The sequence below is a fragment of the Dermacoccus sp. NHGro5 genome, assembly GCF_017565385.1.
GTDB classification, from domain to species: Bacteria; Actinomycetota; Actinomycetes; order Actinomycetales; family Dermatophilaceae; genus Dermacoccus; species Dermacoccus nishinomiyaensis.
In genome coordinates, this window is record NZ_JAGEKQ010000035.1 from 27,785 (window position 1) to 43,248 (window position 15,464).

Annotated in this window: 13 protein-coding genes and 1 tRNA gene; 13 read left to right on the forward strand and 1 reads right to left on the reverse strand. The window is 69.6% G+C overall.

All coding sequences use genetic code 11. The features are described from left to right. Positions 1 to 202 precede the first annotated feature (202 nt). The 13 genes from J4Z35_RS12715 to J4Z35_RS12775 all read left to right on the forward strand — a co-directional run bounded on the left by J4Z35_RS12715 (position 203) and on the right by J4Z35_RS12775 (position 13,480). Positions 203 to 889, forward strand: coding sequence for a 50S ribosomal protein L25/general stress protein Ctc (locus J4Z35_RS12715; protein WP_062258423.1), 687 nt, complete (start codon positions 203 to 205; stop codon positions 887 to 889). Between the two features lie 163 nt (positions 890 to 1,052). Then, positions 1,053 to 1,685 (forward strand): aminoacyl-tRNA hydrolase, encoded by a 633-nt coding sequence (pth, locus tag J4Z35_RS12720; RefSeq protein WP_062258413.1) that lies wholly within the window; start codon positions 1,053 to 1,055, stop codon positions 1,683 to 1,685. Then, positions 1,675 to 3,243 carry a hypothetical protein gene (locus J4Z35_RS12725; protein WP_074041143.1) on the forward strand — a complete coding sequence of 523 codons (1,569 nt, stop codon included), beginning with the start codon at positions 1,675 to 1,677 and terminating at the stop codon, positions 3,241 to 3,243. The genes pth and J4Z35_RS12725 overlap by 11 nt, the downstream gene beginning before the upstream one ends. A gap of 185 nt (positions 3,244 to 3,428) precedes the next feature. Beyond that, positions 3,429 to 7,058, forward strand: a complete 3,630-nt coding sequence (gene mfd, locus J4Z35_RS12730; protein WP_074041142.1) for a transcription-repair coupling factor — start codon at positions 3,429 to 3,431, stop codon at positions 7,056 to 7,058. Continuing rightward, positions 7,055 to 8,107, forward strand: a complete 1,053-nt coding sequence (locus tag J4Z35_RS12735) for a MazG family protein (protein ID WP_062258408.1) — start codon at positions 7,055 to 7,057, stop codon at positions 8,105 to 8,107. The genes mfd and J4Z35_RS12735 overlap by 4 nt, the downstream gene beginning before the upstream one ends. A 126-nt stretch (positions 8,108 to 8,233) precedes the next feature. Next, positions 8,234 to 9,517: a phosphopyruvate hydratase gene (eno, locus tag J4Z35_RS12740; RefSeq protein ID WP_006946760.1), complete on the forward strand. Its 1,284-nt coding sequence runs from the start codon at positions 8,234 to 8,236 to the stop codon at positions 9,515 to 9,517. A 179-nt stretch (positions 9,518 to 9,696) separates the two neighbouring features. Further along, the gene (locus tag J4Z35_RS12745; RefSeq protein WP_050786589.1) at positions 9,697 to 10,104 is read left to right on the forward strand and encodes a septum formation initiator family protein; all 408 of its coding nucleotides are present in this window, start codon (positions 9,697 to 9,699) and stop codon (positions 10,102 to 10,104) included. 11 nt (positions 10,105 to 10,115) lie between these two features. Beyond that, entirely contained in the window at positions 10,116 to 10,634 is a 519-nt protein-coding gene (locus J4Z35_RS12750; protein ID WP_074041153.1) for a DUF501 domain-containing protein, read from the forward strand. Beyond that, positions 10,627 to 11,574, forward strand: a complete 948-nt coding sequence (locus tag J4Z35_RS12755) for an exopolyphosphatase (protein WP_074041141.1) — start codon at positions 10,627 to 10,629, stop codon at positions 11,572 to 11,574. The genes J4Z35_RS12750 and J4Z35_RS12755 overlap by 8 nt, the downstream gene beginning before the upstream one ends. 118 nt (positions 11,575 to 11,692) lie before the next feature. Further along, a tRNA-Leu gene (locus tag J4Z35_RS12760) sits at positions 11,693 to 11,768 on the forward strand. A gap of 25 nt (positions 11,769 to 11,793) precedes the next feature. Beyond that, complete coding sequence (locus tag J4Z35_RS12765; protein ID WP_074041140.1) at positions 11,794 to 12,639, forward strand: Bax inhibitor-1/YccA family protein; 846 nt, start codon at positions 11,794 to 11,796, stop codon at positions 12,637 to 12,639. 2 nt (positions 12,640 to 12,641) lie between these two features. After that, entirely contained in the window at positions 12,642 to 13,043 is a 402-nt protein-coding gene (locus J4Z35_RS12770; RefSeq protein ID WP_074041139.1) for a hypothetical protein, read from the forward strand. 125 nt (positions 13,044 to 13,168) lie between these two features. Further along, on the forward strand, positions 13,169 to 13,480 hold the full coding sequence (locus tag J4Z35_RS12775) for a VOC family protein (RefSeq protein ID WP_337905401.1): 312 nt from the start codon (positions 13,169 to 13,171) through the stop codon (positions 13,478 to 13,480). A gap of 255 nt (positions 13,481 to 13,735) precedes the next feature. On the opposite strand, the gene J4Z35_RS12780 is transcribed toward J4Z35_RS12775, so the two are convergent. Beyond that, entirely contained in the window at positions 13,736 to 14,959 is a 1,224-nt protein-coding gene (locus tag J4Z35_RS12780) for an acetyl-CoA C-acetyltransferase (protein WP_074041138.1), read from the reverse strand. Positions 14,960 to 15,464 lie beyond the last annotated feature (505 nt).

Here is a 15,464-nt window from a genome sequence, read left to right on the forward strand (position 1 = left end):
GGACGAGACGGGCGCGCGCAGCGAGCCCCGAGGGTCCGTGATCGACGCGGTGGCGCTCGTCTGCGAGATCCCGCGGCCCCAGGCCGCCCGCGCCGACCTGCGTCGACGCGCCCGCATCGTGTCCGCGCGTCGCGTCCCGACGAGGCCACCGACCATTCCGGCGGCACGCGTCGTCGGTCCTGACGCACCGAAGGGCACCACCATGGCTGCTGACCAGATCGTTCTCGAAGCTCAGCTTCGCACCGAGTTCGGCAAGGGCGCCGCGCGCCGCATCCGCCGCAACGACATGATCCCCGCCGTCCTCTACGGGCACGGCGAGACGCCGGTTCACCTCGAACTGCCCGGCCACGACACGATGATGGCCGTCAAGAACCCGAACGCGCTGCTCACGATCCGTTTCGACGGCAAGGAGGAGCTCGCGCTCGCCCGCGACGTCCAGCGCGAGGTCATCCGTCGCTTCATCGAGCACGTCGACCTCGTCATCGTCAAGAAGGGCGAGAAGGTCGAGGTCGACGTTCCGGTCCACGCCGAGGGTGAGGCCGCTGCCGAGACCGTCGTCACGACCGAGAACGGCATGCTGACGGTCCTCACGCCCGCCACGGACATCCCCGAGGTGTTCACCGTCTCCGTCGAGGGCGCCGAGGCCGGCACGCAGATCCTCGCCAAGGACATCACGCTGCCGTCCGGTGTCGAGCTCGTCTCCGACGAGGAGATGCTCGTCATCAACGTCACCGAGCAGATCTCCGCCGAGGCCCTCGATGCCGAGCTCGCCGAGGCCGAGGCCGAGGCCGGCATCGAGCACGAGGAGTCCGACCAGGAGACCGAGGGCGACGACGCTGCAGAGGCTCCCGCCGAGGGCGACGCCGCTGGCTCCGAAGACTCCGAGTGATTCGCCGCCCGCCTCCACGCGGGCATCGGATCTTCACGACGACGGGCCGTCGCTCACCGATCCTGGTGAGCGGCAGCCCGTCGTTCGCGTTCCGTCGCGGCGCGGTCGTCGGCTCGATCGCGGATGAGGGCGCGCGTTTCGTCGACGTGCCCAGCGTGCGCCCATGCGCGATCCGGCATACTTGGGCCTCGTGGATGAGGCGCGCAGGCAACCCTGGCTGGTGGTCGGGCTCGGCAACCCCGGGCCCCGGTACGCCGGCAACCGGCACAACGTGGGTGCGATGGTCGTCGACCGCATGGCCGCTGACGCCGGCGTCGCCCTGCGCGCGCACAAGGCGCGCGCCGCGGCAGCAGAGATTCGGTTGGGGACGCTGCCGGGCGGGCTGCCCGGCCCGAAGGTCGTCCTCGCCGTGCCGAGCACGTACATGAACGAATCGGGCGGGCCCGTCAGCGCGCTCATGAAGTTCTTCAAGATCCCCGCCGAGCGCCTCGTCGTCATCCACGACGAACTCGACATCGACTTCGGCGCGGTGCGCCTGAAGTTCGGTGGCGGCGAGGGCGGCCACAACGGGCTGCGCTCGATCAGCAAGAGCATCGGCACGAAGGACTACCTGCGCGTCCGCCTCGGCATCGGGCGCCCGCCCGGACGCATGGAGGTGAGCGACTTCGTACTCAAGGACTTCTCCGCGACCGAGCGACGCGAACTCGACTTCCTCATCCCCTCGGGCGCGGAGGCGGTCGAACTGCTCGTCCACCGCGGTCTCGACGACGCACAGAACCTCGTGCATGCCCGCTGAGGGCGTGAGCCGCCGGCTGGCGCTGCACACCTGGCTCGCGACCGCGGTGGTCGCGCTCGCCGGCGTGCTCTTCGTCGTCGTCGCGCCCGGTGTGGGCGACATGTGGGCGGCGCTCGCGCGCGCTCAGGCGGCGCGGGACGGCGTGGGCCTCGGCTACTGGTTCAGCTGGTACAGCGGCGCCCACCCTCCGGGCGGATACTCCGTCCTCGTGCCCTGGCTGTCGGCCGCCCTCGGTGCCCACGCCGTCGTCGCGCTCGCGGCCACGGCTATCCCATGGGCTGTGGCACTCACCGTCACGCAGGTGCGGCGCCCGATCGTGGCCGTGTGGGTCGCGACGCTGAGCGCCGTGATGACGCTCGGCGCCGGCCGCACGACGTTCCTCGTCGGTGCCGTCATCGCCCTCGGGGCGCTTGACGCCGCCATCCGCGACCGTCGCTGGACGGCGTCGCTGCTCGTCATCCTCAGCGGCCTCGCCTCACCCGTGGCGGTGGCGTTCGTGCTCGTCGGATTCGGGGCGGGGCTGCTCGTCCGTCGGATCTCGCTCGTTCCCATCCTGGTCGGCATCGCCTTCATGGGCGTCTCGTCGCTCGTGTGGGGTAGCAGTGGGCCAGAGGGGTATGGCTGGGGCAGAGCGCTCACCTCCCTCGTCCTTCTCGGCTTGTTCCTGCTCGCCAAGCCTGCGAAACCGGTCGTCCTCGCCATCGCCATCGCCGCCGTCGCGGTGCTCGTGTTCTCCGCCGTCCCCAACGCGCTCGGCTCCAACCTCGCGCGCCTCGTCTTCGCGGTGCTGCCCGTCGCCGTCGCCGCGACGGCCCGCCGCAGCAACCGGATGACGGCGTGCGCCGTGCTGCCGGCCCTGGTCTGGTCGGGGTACTTCACCGCCCACGATCTCGCGGACGCCCGCGCATCGGCGTCGTCGGTGACGGTGTACCGGCCCCTGTCGGACGCGCTCCAGGCGTTGCCCGGCATCGAGAACAGCCGCATCGAGGTCGTCGCCGACGGCACGCACACCTCGGCGTTCGTCATGGCTGAGGATTTCTGGTTGGCGCGCGGGTACGAGACGCAGGCCGACCGCAGCCTCTCCGACGCGTTCGTCGACCGCGAGGCGCACATCTCCGACGCGGAACTCACCGGGTGGCTGCAGGATTCGGCGGTGCGCTACGTCGCTCTCAACCGCCATCCGGTGAAGAAGACGGGGCAGTGGCGCACCGTCGCCGCGACGCCCCCGGGCTGGCACGAGGTGTGGTCGAACGACCAGTGGCGCGTGTTCGAGGTGCCGGACGCCAAGCCGCTCGTCACCGACGGCGCCACGATCACGGACAAGACCTCCTCCCACCTCATCCTGCGGGTCGCACCCTCACGCGACGTCATCGTGCGAACGCGCTGGTCGTCGTTCCTGCACGCCCGGGTCATCGAGGAGCGCGGCCCCAGCGACCAGCGAGCCGGGCGGGATGACGCGCCGCGCGTCGTCCTCGAACCGACGCCCGACGGGTGGACGCGCGTGCGTCTCGACGGCTCGTCGGCGGCGCGTGACGTGGAATTGTTCGGACGGCCGTGACTGCCCCCGGCGTATCCCTCCATCGTTCGTGCCCCGCAGGGTGATGAGGGGGTGAATGCCTGGAATTCCGGGGTTGTCGCCGCCCCGTTCTAGACTTCACGCGTCGCCCGCCGACGAAGCCGTCGCCCCTTCCGGGCGCGCACGGCGCCCGCGTGCGTCGTCACCGATTCGACGAAGGAGCCCGCATGCCCGAGGCCGCCCACCTGCCGCTCGCGCCCCTGCTGACGCGCGTGTGCGCCGACGAATCCGTCAAGCGGCTGCTCGCGCTGGCCGCGGACGAGTCGCTCGTCGACATCGCGGCCGCGGCCGGTCTGCGCGCTCCTCTCGTGGCGGCTCTGCTGCAGACTGGCGGCGACGCGGCGGGGCCGATGCTCGTCGTCACCGCGACGGGGCGCGAGGCCGACGACATGGCGACGGCCCTGCGCAACTTCGTCGACTACGACGACGTCGCCGAGTTCCCGTCGTGGGAGACGCTGCCGCACGAGCGCATGTCGCCGCGTTCCGACACGGTCGGGCGGCGTCTCGCCGTGCTGCGCCGCCTCAGGCACCCGGAAGCGGGCGGGACGTACGGGCCCGTCCGCGTCGTCGTCGCGTCGGTGCGCGCCCTCATGCAGCCCATGGCGAAGGGCCTCGGCGACCTCGAACCCGTGAGCCTCGCCGCCGGTGACGAGCGCCCGCTCGAGGACATCGTGGAAGCCCTCGTCGCCGCGGCCTACACGCGCGTCGACATGGTCGAGCGCCGCGGCGAGTTCGCCGTGCGCGGTGGCATCCTCGACGTGTTCCCGCCCACCGAGGATCACCCGGTGCGCCTGGAGTTCTGGGGCGACACCGTCGAGGAGATCCGCTGGTTCAAGGTGGCCGACCAGCGTTCGCTCGAGGTCAACCCGCACGGGCTGTGGGCCCCGCCGTGCCGCGAACTGCTGCTCACCCCCGAGGTCCGTGAGCGCGCGGCTGAGCTCGCGCCGAGCCTGCTGGGCGTCGCCGACATGTTGACGAAGGTCAGCGAAGGCATCGCCGTCGAGGGCATGGAGTCGCTCATGCCGGCGCTGCTGCCGGCCGGCATGGAGACGCTCATCGACGTGCTGCCGGATGCTGCGCGCGTCATTCTCGTCGACCCCGAGCGCGTCCGCACCCGCGCGCACGACCTCGTCTCGACGTCGCAGGAGTTCCTCGAGGCGAGCTGGACCAATGCGGCCGCCGGCAACGCCGTCCCCGTCGACCTACGAGGCGTGCTCGACGGCGCGTCGTACCGCAGCCTTCTCGAACTGCGTGAGCATGCGCTCGCGACCGCTCACCCCTGGTGGTCGTTCAGCTCGTTCGCGGCCGACGACGAGTTGCACGAGTTCCTCGAGGACGACCTGCCGGGTACCCGCGTCACGATCGAGTCGCAGGACGTGCCGAACTACCGCGGCGACACCGAGCGCGCGTCCGCCGAGGTCGCGGCTCACGTCGCGGCCGGGCGCAGCGTCGCCGTCGTGACGGACGGCCCGGGCTTCGCCAAGCGCGTCACCCAGGTGTTCGCCGAGCACGACCTCGCCGCACGCCCGATGACGCAGGTCGCCCCCGGTGTCGAGGTCGCGACGGGTTCGCTCGGCCGCGGCTTCGAGATGCCCGCTGCGGGGCTCGTCGTCCTCACCGAGGCCGACCTCACCGGCTCGGCGGGAACGGCGAGCACGAAGGACATGCGACGCATGCCGTCGCGCCGCCGCAACGTCGTCGACCCGCTGCAGCTCAAGCCGGGCGATCACGTCGTCCACGAACAGCACGGTGTCGGCCGGTTCGTCGAGATGATGCAGCGTACCGTCGGCGGCGCGACGCGCGAATATCTCGTCCTCGAGTACGCGGCGAGCAAGCGAGGTCAGCCCGGCGACCGGCTGTTCGTGCCCACCGACCAGCTCGACCAGGTGACGCGCTACGTCGGCGGCGAGATGCCGACGCTGTCGAAGATGGGCGGCTCGGACTGGGCGGCGACCAAGTCGAAAGCCCGCCGTCACGTCAAGCAGATCGCCGGCGAGCTCATCCGCCTGTACTCGGCTCGACAGGCGACGCCGGGTCACGCGTTCGCGCCCGACACGCCGTGGCAGCGCGAGCTGGAGGACGCCTTCGCGTACGTCGAGACGCCCGATCAGCTCTCGAGCATCGAAGAGGTCAAGGCCGACATGGAGAAGACGGTGCCCATGGACCGTCTCGTCTGCGGTGACGTGGGCTACGGCAAGACCGAGATCGCGGTGCGCGCGGCGTTCAAGGCGGTGCAGGATTCCAAGCAGGTCGCGGTCCTCGTGCCGACGACGCTGCTCGTCAAGCAGCACTATCAGACGTTCGCGGAGCGTTACGCGGGCTTCCCCGTCAAGCTCGCGTCGCTGTCGCGTTTTCAGAGCGACAAGGAGGCGCGCGAGGTCCTCGCGGGGCTCAAGGACGGCTCGATCGACCTCGTCATCGGAACGCACCGGTTGCTGAGCAAGGAGATCGAGTTCAAGGATCTCGGGCTCGTCATCGTCGACGAGGAGCAGCGCTTCGGCGTCGAGCACAAGGAGCAGCTCAAGCAGATGCGCACGGCCGTCGACGTGCTTGCGATGTCGGCGACGCCGATCCCGCGCACGCTCGAGATGGCTGTCACCGGTATCCGCGAGATGTCGACGCTCGCGACGCCGCCGGAGGAGCGTCACCCCGTCCTGACGTTCGTCGGGGCGTACGACGAGAAGCAGCTGACGGCGGCCATCCGACGCGAGCTGATGCGCGAAGGTCAGGTGTTCTACGTCCACAACAAGGTCGGCAGCATCGAGAAGCAGGCTGCGCGAATCCGCGAACTCGTGCCCGAGGCGCGGGTCGCGACGGCGCACGGCAAGATGGGGGAGGCACGCCTGGAGGAGGTCGTCGTCGACTTCTGGGAGCGCAAGTTCGACGTGCTCGTCTCGACGACGATCGTCGAGACGGGTCTCGACATCGCCAACGCCAACACCCTCATCGTCGAGCGCGCCGACCAGCTCGGCCTAAGCCAGCTGCACCAGCTGCGCGGTCGCGTGGGGCGCGGTCGCGAGCGCGCGTACGCCTACTTCATGTTCCCGGCCGAGAAGCCGCTGACCGAGACGGCGCACGACCGGTTGCAGACGATCGCGAGCAACACCGACCTCGGCGCGGGCATGCAGATCGCGATGAAGGATCTGGAGATCCGCGGTGCCGGCAACCTGCTCGGCGGCGAGCAGTCCGGCCACATCGCGGGGGTTGGGTTCGACCTGTACGTCCGCATGGTCGGTGAGGCCGTCGCCGACTACCGCGGCGACGACACCTCGTCGATGCCGGTCGAGATCAAGATCGAACTGCCCGTCGACGCCCACCTGCCGCACGAGTACGTGCCGGGGGAGCGGCTGCGCCTCGAGGCGTACAAGAAGCTCGCGAGCGTGGAGAACGAAGCGGCCCTCGACGAGATCATCGCCGAGCTGAAGGACCGCTACGGCGAGCCGCCCGCGCCTGTGCTCAACCTGTTCGACGTGGCCCGGCTGCGCACCATCGCGCGGCAAGCGGGCATCAGCGACATCGGGGTGCAGGGCAAGTACGTCCGTTTCGGCCCGGTCACCGAGTTGCGCGAGTCGCAGCAGATGCGCCTCGAGCGCCTCTTCCCGGGCACGCTCGTCAAGACCAACCAGGAGCGGTTGCTCGTGCCCATGCCGATGACGAAGCCCGTCGCCGGCAAGCCGCTTCGCGACCAGGCGATCCTGCAGTGGGCGGCGCAGCTCGTCCAGGCCGTGCTGCTCGACGACATCGCCGCCGCCGCGGCGGCGCAGGAGATGGCGCGCGCGGGCGGAGCGCGACGATGAGCGGCAGCATCGCCCTGCTCGTCGTCAGCCCGCGGGTGCCCGCCGGGCTGATGACGCGCGACGCCTGGCGGCGGCTCGAAAGCGCTGACGCCGTCCTGGGCCGCGCGGGTGACGAACCGCTCGTCGAGGTCACGCGCGACGAGGGCTTCGACGTCGAGATCCGTGACGAGCCCCCGGCCGCCACGGCACATGCCCTCGTCGCGGCGGGGGTCGCCGGGCGTCACGTCGTCTGGCTAGGTTCGGCGGACGCCGATCCCGGTCTCACCGACGCGCTCGCCGGCGAGCTGACGCGTCTCGACGACCCGCCGCCCGTCGAGGTCGTCGTCGGGTCGTGGGACGCCCCCGGTTCGCGCCTGCTCGACGCCGTCGCCGTCATGGACACGTTGCGCTCGCCCGGCGGCTGCCCGTGGGATGCCCAGCAGACGCACGCGAGCCTCGCTCCGTACCTCGTCGAGGAGGCGTTCGAGGTCACCGAGGCCATCGCCGAGGCGAGCGGCGAGCACCTGCGGGAGGAGCTCGGCGACGTGCTGCTCCAGGTGCTCTTCCACGCCCGCGTGGCCGCGGAGCGCGAGGAGGACGGCTTCGACGTCGACGACGTCGCGGCGACGCTCGTCGAGAAGCTGGTCAGGCGTCACCCGCACGTCTTCGCCGACGGTGCCGCCTCGAACCCCGAGGAGGTCGAGGCCGAATGGGCGAGGATCAAGGCGGCCGAGAAACCGGAGCGTGACGCGAACGATCCGCTGGCAGGCATCCCGGCCGGGCTGCCGCCGCTCGAGCGGGCCGTCAAGGTCGTCGGGCGGTTGACGAAGGCGGGGCAGGCCGAACGCGTCGAGGCCCTCGCCGCCGAGGATTCCATCGGGGCGGCGCTGCTCGACCTCGTCGTGCAGGCCCGTGGCCTCGGAGTCGACCCGAGCGTCGCGCTCTCCGCCACGCTGTCGCGCCTGCACGCCGCGCCCCTCGGTGATCACCTCGGGGGCATCGACCACGCTGAGCACGCCGAGCCCCACCCCGCCCCGCCGGACGCCGACCTGCCGCGAGGCGGCGGGTGACGCGCGTCCCGTTCTCGACAGACCCCACGTTCCTACCCGGCAGTACCCCAGCGGTTCGTTAGGCTCGACACTGACGCGGGTGATCAGACCCGCTGCCCGAATCAACCACGTGTATCGGAGAGTTCTGTGGCAACCATTGAAGGCATCGGCGCTCGCGAGATCCTTGACTCGCGCGGCAACCCCACGGTCGAGGCCGTCGTGCTCCTCGACGACGGCACCAACGAGAGCGCGGCTGTCCCGTCGGGTGCCTCGACGGGCGCCTTCGAGGCGGTCGAGCGTCGTGACGGCGACAAGAAGCGCTACGGCGGCAAGGGTGTCGAGGACGCCGTCGACGCCGTCATCGAGCAGATCGCGCCGCACCTCGTCGGTTTCGACGCGGATGAGCAGCGCCTCATCGACGCCGAGATGATCGAGCTCGACGGCACGGACAACAAGGGCAAGCTCGGCGCGAACGCCATCCTCGGCGTCTCGCTGGCCGTGGCCAAGGCGGCCGCGAAGTCTGCGGGTCTGCCGTTGTACCGCTACGTTGGTGGCCCCAACGCGCACGTGCTGCCGGTGCCGATGATGAACATCCTCAACGGTGGTTCGCACGCGGACACGAACGTCGACATCCAGGAGTTCATGATCGCGCCGATCGGTGCGGAGAGCTTCAAGGAGGCCCTGCGCATGGGCACGGAGGTTTACCACGCGCTCAAGGCCGTCCTCAAGGACAAGGGTCTCGCGACGGGCCTCGGCGACGAGGGTGGCTTCGCCCCGAACCTCGAGTCGAACCGTGCGGCGCTCGACCTCATCCTCGAAGCCGTCGAGAAGGCCGGGTACAAGCCGGGCGAGCAGATCGCGCTGGCGCTCGACGTCGCGGCGTCCGAGTTCTACGACGGCGGCACGTACACGTTCGAGGGGCAGAAGCGCGACGCGGAGTGGATGACGAACTACTACGCCGAACTCGTCGAGGCGTACCCGCTCGTCTCCATCGAGGACCCGCTCAACGAGGACGACTGGGACGGCTGGGCGCACATCACCGACAAGCTCGGTGACGCCGTGCAGCTCGTCGGTGACGACCTGTTCGTCACCAACCCCGAGCGTCTGCAGAAGGGCATCGACAACGCGGCCGGCAACGCGCTGCTCGTCAAGGTCAACCAGATCGGTTCGCTGACGGAGACGCTCGACGCCGTCACCCTCGCCCAGACGAACGGTTACCGCTGCATGATGTCGCACCGTTCCGGTGAGACGGAGGACACGACGATCGCCGACCTCGCCGTGGCGACGAACTGCGGCCAGATCAAGACGGGTGCCCCGGCGCGCTCGGAGCGCGTGGCGAAGTACAACCAGCTGCTGCGCATCGAGGAGGACCTCGACGACGCGGCGGTCTACGCCGGTCGCAAGGCCTTCCCGCGCTTCTCGAACAACTGAGCGGCGTCTTGGCGAATCGCAGTTCCCGCACCTCCCGCTCCGGTGATGACACCGGGGCGGGAGGTTCGCGCGCCCGCACCGGCTCGCGTCCCGCCGGCCGTGATCTTTCCCGCCCACGCGGCTCGAGTCCGCGTGGCTCGACACGTCCGACACTGCGTCAGCAGCTCGACGAGGCGCCGGTGGCGCGTCGTCGAGCCGACCCGGGCACGGTTCGCCGTTTCATCACGATGAGCGCTCTGCTCGCCGTCATGCTCGTCGTCCTCACGCCCACGCTGCGTAGCTATCTGCAGCAGCGCAGCGAGATCGCGGAATTGAAGCGGGAGAAGGTCGCCGGTCAGCAGCGCGTCGACGCGCTGACCGCCGAGCGCAAACGCTGGGACGACCCGGCGTACGTGAAGCAGCAGGCGCAGGAGCGGCTCGGGTACGCGATGCCGGGCAAGTCGATCACGGTGTACGTGGACGATGCCGGCACGACGCACGCGACGACGCCGCGCAACGGCGTGGCAGATGCCACGGGTCTGTCATCGCACCCGTGGTACGGGCAGATCTGGGGTTCGATCTCGACCCCGGCGGAGGGCGAGAAGTGAGCACGACGGACATGAACGAACACTCGGGCGTCAGCCCGCAGGATGTTGCGGCGATCGAGAAGCAGCTCGGACGGGTGCCGCGCGGTGCGGTCGAGGTGTCGGCGCGTTGTGCGTGCGGGTGTCCGACGGTGGTGCGCACGCTGCCGCGCCTGCCGGACGGCACTCCGTTCCCGACGTCGTTCTACGCGACGTGCCCCCGCCTGACGGGCGCCATCTCGACGCTTGAGTCGCAGGGTGTCATGAGGGAGATGAGCGAGCGTCTCGAAGCCGACGTCGACCTTGCGGCCGCCTACCGCGCCGCCCACGAGGATTATCTGAGGCGCCGCGGCGAGCTCGGCGATGTGCCGGAGATCGACGGCATCTCCGCGGGCGGCATGCCGACGCGCGTCAAGTGCCTGCACGTGCTGGTCGCGCACTCGCTGTCGGTGGGCCCCGGAATCAACCCGCTCGGTGACGAAGCGCTGGCGTTGCTCGGCGATGCGTGGTGGAAGAACGGCTGTTGCGGTGCGGGAGACGATGACGATGAGTGAGCGTCGGGTCGCGGCGATCGACTGCGGGACCAACTCGATCAGGTTGCTCGTGGCGGCCGACGGCGGGTCAGGGCTCACCTACCTGGCGCGGCGCAGCGAGATCGTGCGCCTCGGCCAGGGCATCGACGTCTCGGGCCGCATCGCCGACGCCGCGATGCAGCGCACCCTGCTCGTCACGCGCGAGTACGCCCAGCTGTGTCGGGAGTACGACGTCGACGCCGTCCGCTTCGTCGCGACGTCGGCCTCCCGCGACGCCGCCAACGCGGCTGAATTCACCGACGGCGTGCGACGCGCGTTCGCCGCGTTCGGGGACGACGTCGTCCCCGAGGTCGTCTCCGGGCTGGAGGAGGCGGCGCTCAGTTTCGCCGGCGCGACGGCAGGCCTCGGTGCCGAGGCGCGCGCCCCGTATCTCGTCGTCGATCTCGGCGGCGGGTCGACGGAGCTGGTGCGCGGCTCGCAGGATGTCGAGCAGTCGATCTCCCTCGACATCGGCTCCGTGCGCCTGAGTGAGCGTCACCTGCGCAGCGATCCGCCGACGCAGGCCGAGATCGACGCTGCCCTCGTCGATATCGATGCCGCCCTCGACGAGGCGGAGGCCGCCGTCGACCTGTCACAGGTCGCGACGCTCGTCGGCCTCGCCGGTTCGATCACGACGGTGACGGCGCACGCGCTGGGGCTGCCTGCGTATGACTCGTCGCGCATCCACGGTGCGTGCCTCACGAGCGAGCAGGTGATCGGCTCGTGCGACGCCGTCCTGGGTGCGACGTGCGCCGAGCGCGGCGCGATGGGCTTCATGCATCCGGGCCGTGTCGACGTCATCGGCGCGGGCGCGCTGATCTGGCGCACGATCGTCGAACGCGTGCGCGAGCGCGCGGGCGTCACCACGTGCGTGACGAGCGAGACGGACATTCTCGACGGCATCGCGATGAGCATGCTTTGAGGCAGAGCGCATGGCACGAAGGCGCCCCGGGGAACACCGCGTTCTGCCGGGGCGTTGTCATGGTGAACGAGGTCATGTCGTCCGCAAGGGCGTCATGACCCTGTCGTTAGGATGAGGTGCCCTCGTAGCCCAACGGCAGAGGCAGGCGACTTAAAATCGCTTCAGTGCGGGTTCGAATCCCGTCGAGGGCACCACGTCACGTCCTTGAGGAGGGGCCCCATGGCCGGTAATCCGGTGTTCAGCAAGTTCGAGCGTGACATGCGTTCAGGTCAGGCCGCAGGCTTTCAGGCGGGTGGGCAGCAGCAGGGGTACGGCTTCCCACAACAGCCGGCGTCCGGGCCCATGTACAACCCGACGTTCGGTGCGCCACAGGTGCAGCCGGAGCGGATGACGCTCGATGACGTCGTCACGAAGTCACTCAACCTCTTCGGGCTGCTGCTCGTCGTGGCGGCGGGCACGTTCGTCTTCGCAGATCGGGCGATCGACTCGCAGACGAGTTCGACGGCCCTCGGCCTGTGGGCCGGCGGTGGCATCGTCGCTTTCGTGCTGTCGCTCGTCATCGCGTTCCGCAAGACGATCTCGGTTCCGCTGATCCTCGCCTACACGGTGTTCGAGGGGTTGTTCCTCGGCGCCGCCAGCGCGTTCTTCAACTCGGCCTACCCCGGGGTGGTCGGGCAGGCGATCCTCGCGACGTTGTGTGTCTTCGGCGGGATGTTGCTGGGGTACAAGACCGGCGTCATCCGCGTGACGGCGCGCTCCCGTCGCATCTTCGCGGGCATGCTCATCGGGTACCTGCTGTTCGCGCTCGTCAATTTCGTTCTCGTCCTGACGGGGCTGCAGAGCGGCTTCGGCATCGGCGGCAGTGGCGCCCTCGGCATCGGCATCTCGCTGTTCGCGGTGGCACTCGCCTCGTACTCGCTCGCGATTGACTTCGACTCGATCCAGCAGGGCGTCAACGCGGGCGTTCCGCGCCAGACGTCGTGGCTCATGGCGTACGGCCTGATGGTGAGCGTGGTGTGGCTCTACGTCGAGATGCTGCGTCTCATCGCCCGCCTCCGAGACTGACGATGACGGCGATTCTTCCTGGCGCCGGCGACCCGCTCGAGGATGAACTCGGGCGGGTCGTCCGCACGTTGCGGGCGCTGCCTCCGGGCGCGCCGGCCGACCATGCAGCCTGCGCGCTCGCACGGTTCGTCCGCATGGTCGCGGGGGAGGACGAGGAGTCGGAACGGCTGGCGGCGCGCACGGCGCAGTTCGACGGCGCGTGGGCTGCCGCGGTCATCGCGACGCTCGTCCACGACGTGGTGAACCCCGCGACAATGGCTGACGGCTCGTCCGGCGCATCCGACGGGCAGCGCCTGGCACTGGCAGATGAGCTCCGTCGGCTGAGACGCGAACTCGACGGCCGTGGGTGCTGCCCCGGGGGCCATCGCAGGGCGTCGCACGGGCGTGGCGCCCCGCCGCGTTGATCTCAGGAGCTCCGAATGACCTCGCGCATGAACCCCTACATCCAGTTCCGCGACACCGCGAAGGACGCACTCGAGTTCTACGCCCGGGTCTTCGGCGCGAACTGACGATCTCGACGTTCGGTGACATGGGAGTGGAGGGCGCCGGGGCGGACAAGGTCTTGCACGGCATGCTGAAGACGCCGTCCGGTTTCACGCTCATGGCCTCGGACACGCCGGAGCAGATGGAGCACACGCCCGGTGGCAGCATCACGATCTCGCTCTCCGGCGACGACGCCGACGACCTGCGCGGATGGTTCGCGGCGCTCTCTGAAGGCGCCGACGTGACGCTGTCGCTCGCCGTCCAGATGTGGGGGGACGAGTTCGGAATGCTGACCGACAGCTTCGGCGCGAACTGGATGGTCAACGTCGCGACGTCGCAGGACCGTGCGCAGGCCTGAACCCGGGCTGGGCATGGCCGGCACACCCTACGAGATCGATCGCGGCGTTCATCCACCCCGCGGTACAGCCTGCACACGCGCATCCCATGGGAACGTGCGCATGACGACCACCCGCATGCGATGCCTCGGCCGAGCGTCACCACGGGACGAGTGCCACGGCATGACACGAACGGCGGGCCCCAAAGGGCCCGCCGTTCGTGTCATGCGGTGTCTTGATCGCCAGCGCCGCTCGGCCGCGCCGAGCAGCGGGGTCGATCAGTTGAGGCGTTCGTAGATGATGGCCATGCCCTGGCCGCCGCCGACGCACATCGTCTCGAGGCCGAACTGGCCGTCGATGGACTGGAGTCCGTTGAGCAGCGTCGTCGTGATGCGCGCGCCGGTCGAGCCGAAGGGGTGGCCGAGAGCGATGGCGCCGCCGTGAACGTTCAGCTTGTCGAGGTCCATGCCGAGGTCGTGGGCGCTCGGCAGCACCTGCGCGGCGAAGGCCTCGTTGATCTCGTACAGGTCGATGTCGCCGATGCTCATTCCGGCGCGGGCGAGGGCCTGCTTGCTGGCCTCGACGGGGCCCATGCCCATGATCTCGGGGGAGAGGCCGCTGACGCCGGTGGAGACGACGCGGGCGAGCGGCTTGAGGCCGAGCTGCTGGGCCTTGACGTCGCTCATGACGACGAGCGCCGCGGCGCCGTCGTTGAGCGGGCAGCAGTTACCGGCGGTGACGGTGCCCTCCTCGCGGAAGACGGGCTTGAGTCCGGCGACCGAGTCGTACGTGACGCCGGCGCGGGGGCCGTCATCGGTGGAGACGACAGTGCCGTCCGCGAGCGTGACGGGGGCGATCTCGCGGGCGAAGAACCCGTCGGCGATGGCCTTCTCCGCGAAGTTCTGCGAGCGGACGGCCCACTCGTCCTGCTCCTGACGGGAGACGCCGCGGTAGGTGGCGACGTTCTCGGCGGTCTGGCCCATCGCGATGTAGACGTCGGGAAGCTCGCCCGACTCACGGGGGTCGCTCCAGCGTGCGTTCGTCTTGGCCGTCTCGAGGGTTCGGGCCATGGCGTCGGCGAAGCGGGGGTTGAGGTCAGCGTCGTCCGAAGCACCCGCACCGGCAAAGTTCGTGTATTGGGAGACGCACTCGACGCCGGCGGAGATGAAGATGTCGCCCTCGCCGGCCTTGATGGCGTGAGCGGCCATGCGCGTCGTCTGCACGGAGCTGGCGCAGAAGCGGTTGACGGTGGCGCCCGGCACGGTGTCCATCCCGAGCAGGACCGAGACGACGCGAGCCATGTTGTTGCCGTGGCGCCCGGAGGGCTCGGCGCACCCCAGGTACAGATCCTCGACGAGCGAGCGGTCGAGGTCGGGCACCTTGGCGAGGGCGGCCTCGACGACCTGGGCGGCGAGGTCGTCGGGTCGGACATCCTTGAGTGAACCCTTGAACGCGCGCCCGATGGGCGTGCGTGCTGCGGAGACGATGACGGCTTCAGGCATGGGGTGTTCCTTCCGGCTTTGGGCGCGGTCGCCCACGGTTTCCGATGCGAGTCTAGGTGCCACGCCCCCGCCGCGGAGGGGAACGGCCCAAGCGGCTCGGCCGGCCCGATTTGCACGCTCCGAAGAACCTGGGCTAATGTTTACGAAGTCAGCCCGACAGGGCGGGCACCGGAAGCGAAAACCCCGTTTCGATCCATGATCGAAGGTCCGGCAGGTACACGACGGTGCGGCCCGGCTGATGCTTCATCTGGAGCCAAGTGCGCGAGATGACGGCGAGAGCCGGAATTGACGCCCAAGAGCCGGATGGATTACGGTTAAGAAGTTGCCCCGAGCGGGTGGCGAGCGAAAGTTCGCCGCTTCGTGTGGTGTGCGATGGTGTTTTGAGAACTCAACAGCGTGCCGATGTGATCATCGCCAAACATTTTAGTGGCACTTATGGAGTGTCGCGTGTTTTGGCTGAGTGATTAATGATTGTACAGAACTACGATGACCCTTTTGGGGTTGT

What these genes read in the sequence shown, in the direction of transcription:
- J4Z35_RS12755 (WP_074041141.1), top strand. Translation starts at nt 10,627, where the DNA reads ATGAGTGAGCGTCGGGTCGCGGCGATCGACTGCGGGACCAACTCGATC.
- J4Z35_RS12735 (WP_062258408.1), top strand. Translation starts at nt 7,055, where the DNA reads ATGAGCGGCAGCATCGCCCTGCTCGTCGTCAGCCCGCGGGTGCCCGCC.
- J4Z35_RS12715 (WP_062258423.1), top strand. Translation starts at nt 203, where the DNA reads ATGGCTGCTGACCAGATCGTTCTCGAAGCTCAGCTTCGCACCGAGTTC.
- pth (WP_062258413.1), top strand. Translation starts at nt 1,053, where the DNA reads ATGCGCGATCCGGCATACTTGGGCCTCGTGGATGAGGCGCGCAGGCAA.
- mfd (WP_074041142.1), top strand. Translation starts at nt 3,429, where the DNA reads ATGCCCGAGGCCGCCCACCTGCCGCTCGCGCCCCTGCTGACGCGCGTG.
- J4Z35_RS12775 (WP_337905401.1), top strand. Translation starts at nt 13,169, where the DNA reads ATGGGAGTGGAGGGCGCCGGGGCGGACAAGGTCTTGCACGGCATGCTG.
- J4Z35_RS12765 (WP_074041140.1), top strand. Translation starts at nt 11,794, where the DNA reads ATGGCCGGTAATCCGGTGTTCAGCAAGTTCGAGCGTGACATGCGTTCA.
- J4Z35_RS12725 (WP_074041143.1), top strand. Translation starts at nt 1,675, where the DNA reads ATGCCCGCTGAGGGCGTGAGCCGCCGGCTGGCGCTGCACACCTGGCTC.
- J4Z35_RS12770 (WP_074041139.1), top strand. Translation starts at nt 12,642, where the DNA reads ATGACGGCGATTCTTCCTGGCGCCGGCGACCCGCTCGAGGATGAACTC.
- J4Z35_RS12780 (WP_074041138.1), bottom strand. Translation starts at nt 14,959, where the DNA reads ATGCCTGAAGCCGTCATCGTCTCCGCAGCACGCACGCCCATCGGGCGC.
- J4Z35_RS12750 (WP_074041153.1), top strand. Translation starts at nt 10,116, where the DNA reads ATGAACGAACACTCGGGCGTCAGCCCGCAGGATGTTGCGGCGATCGAG.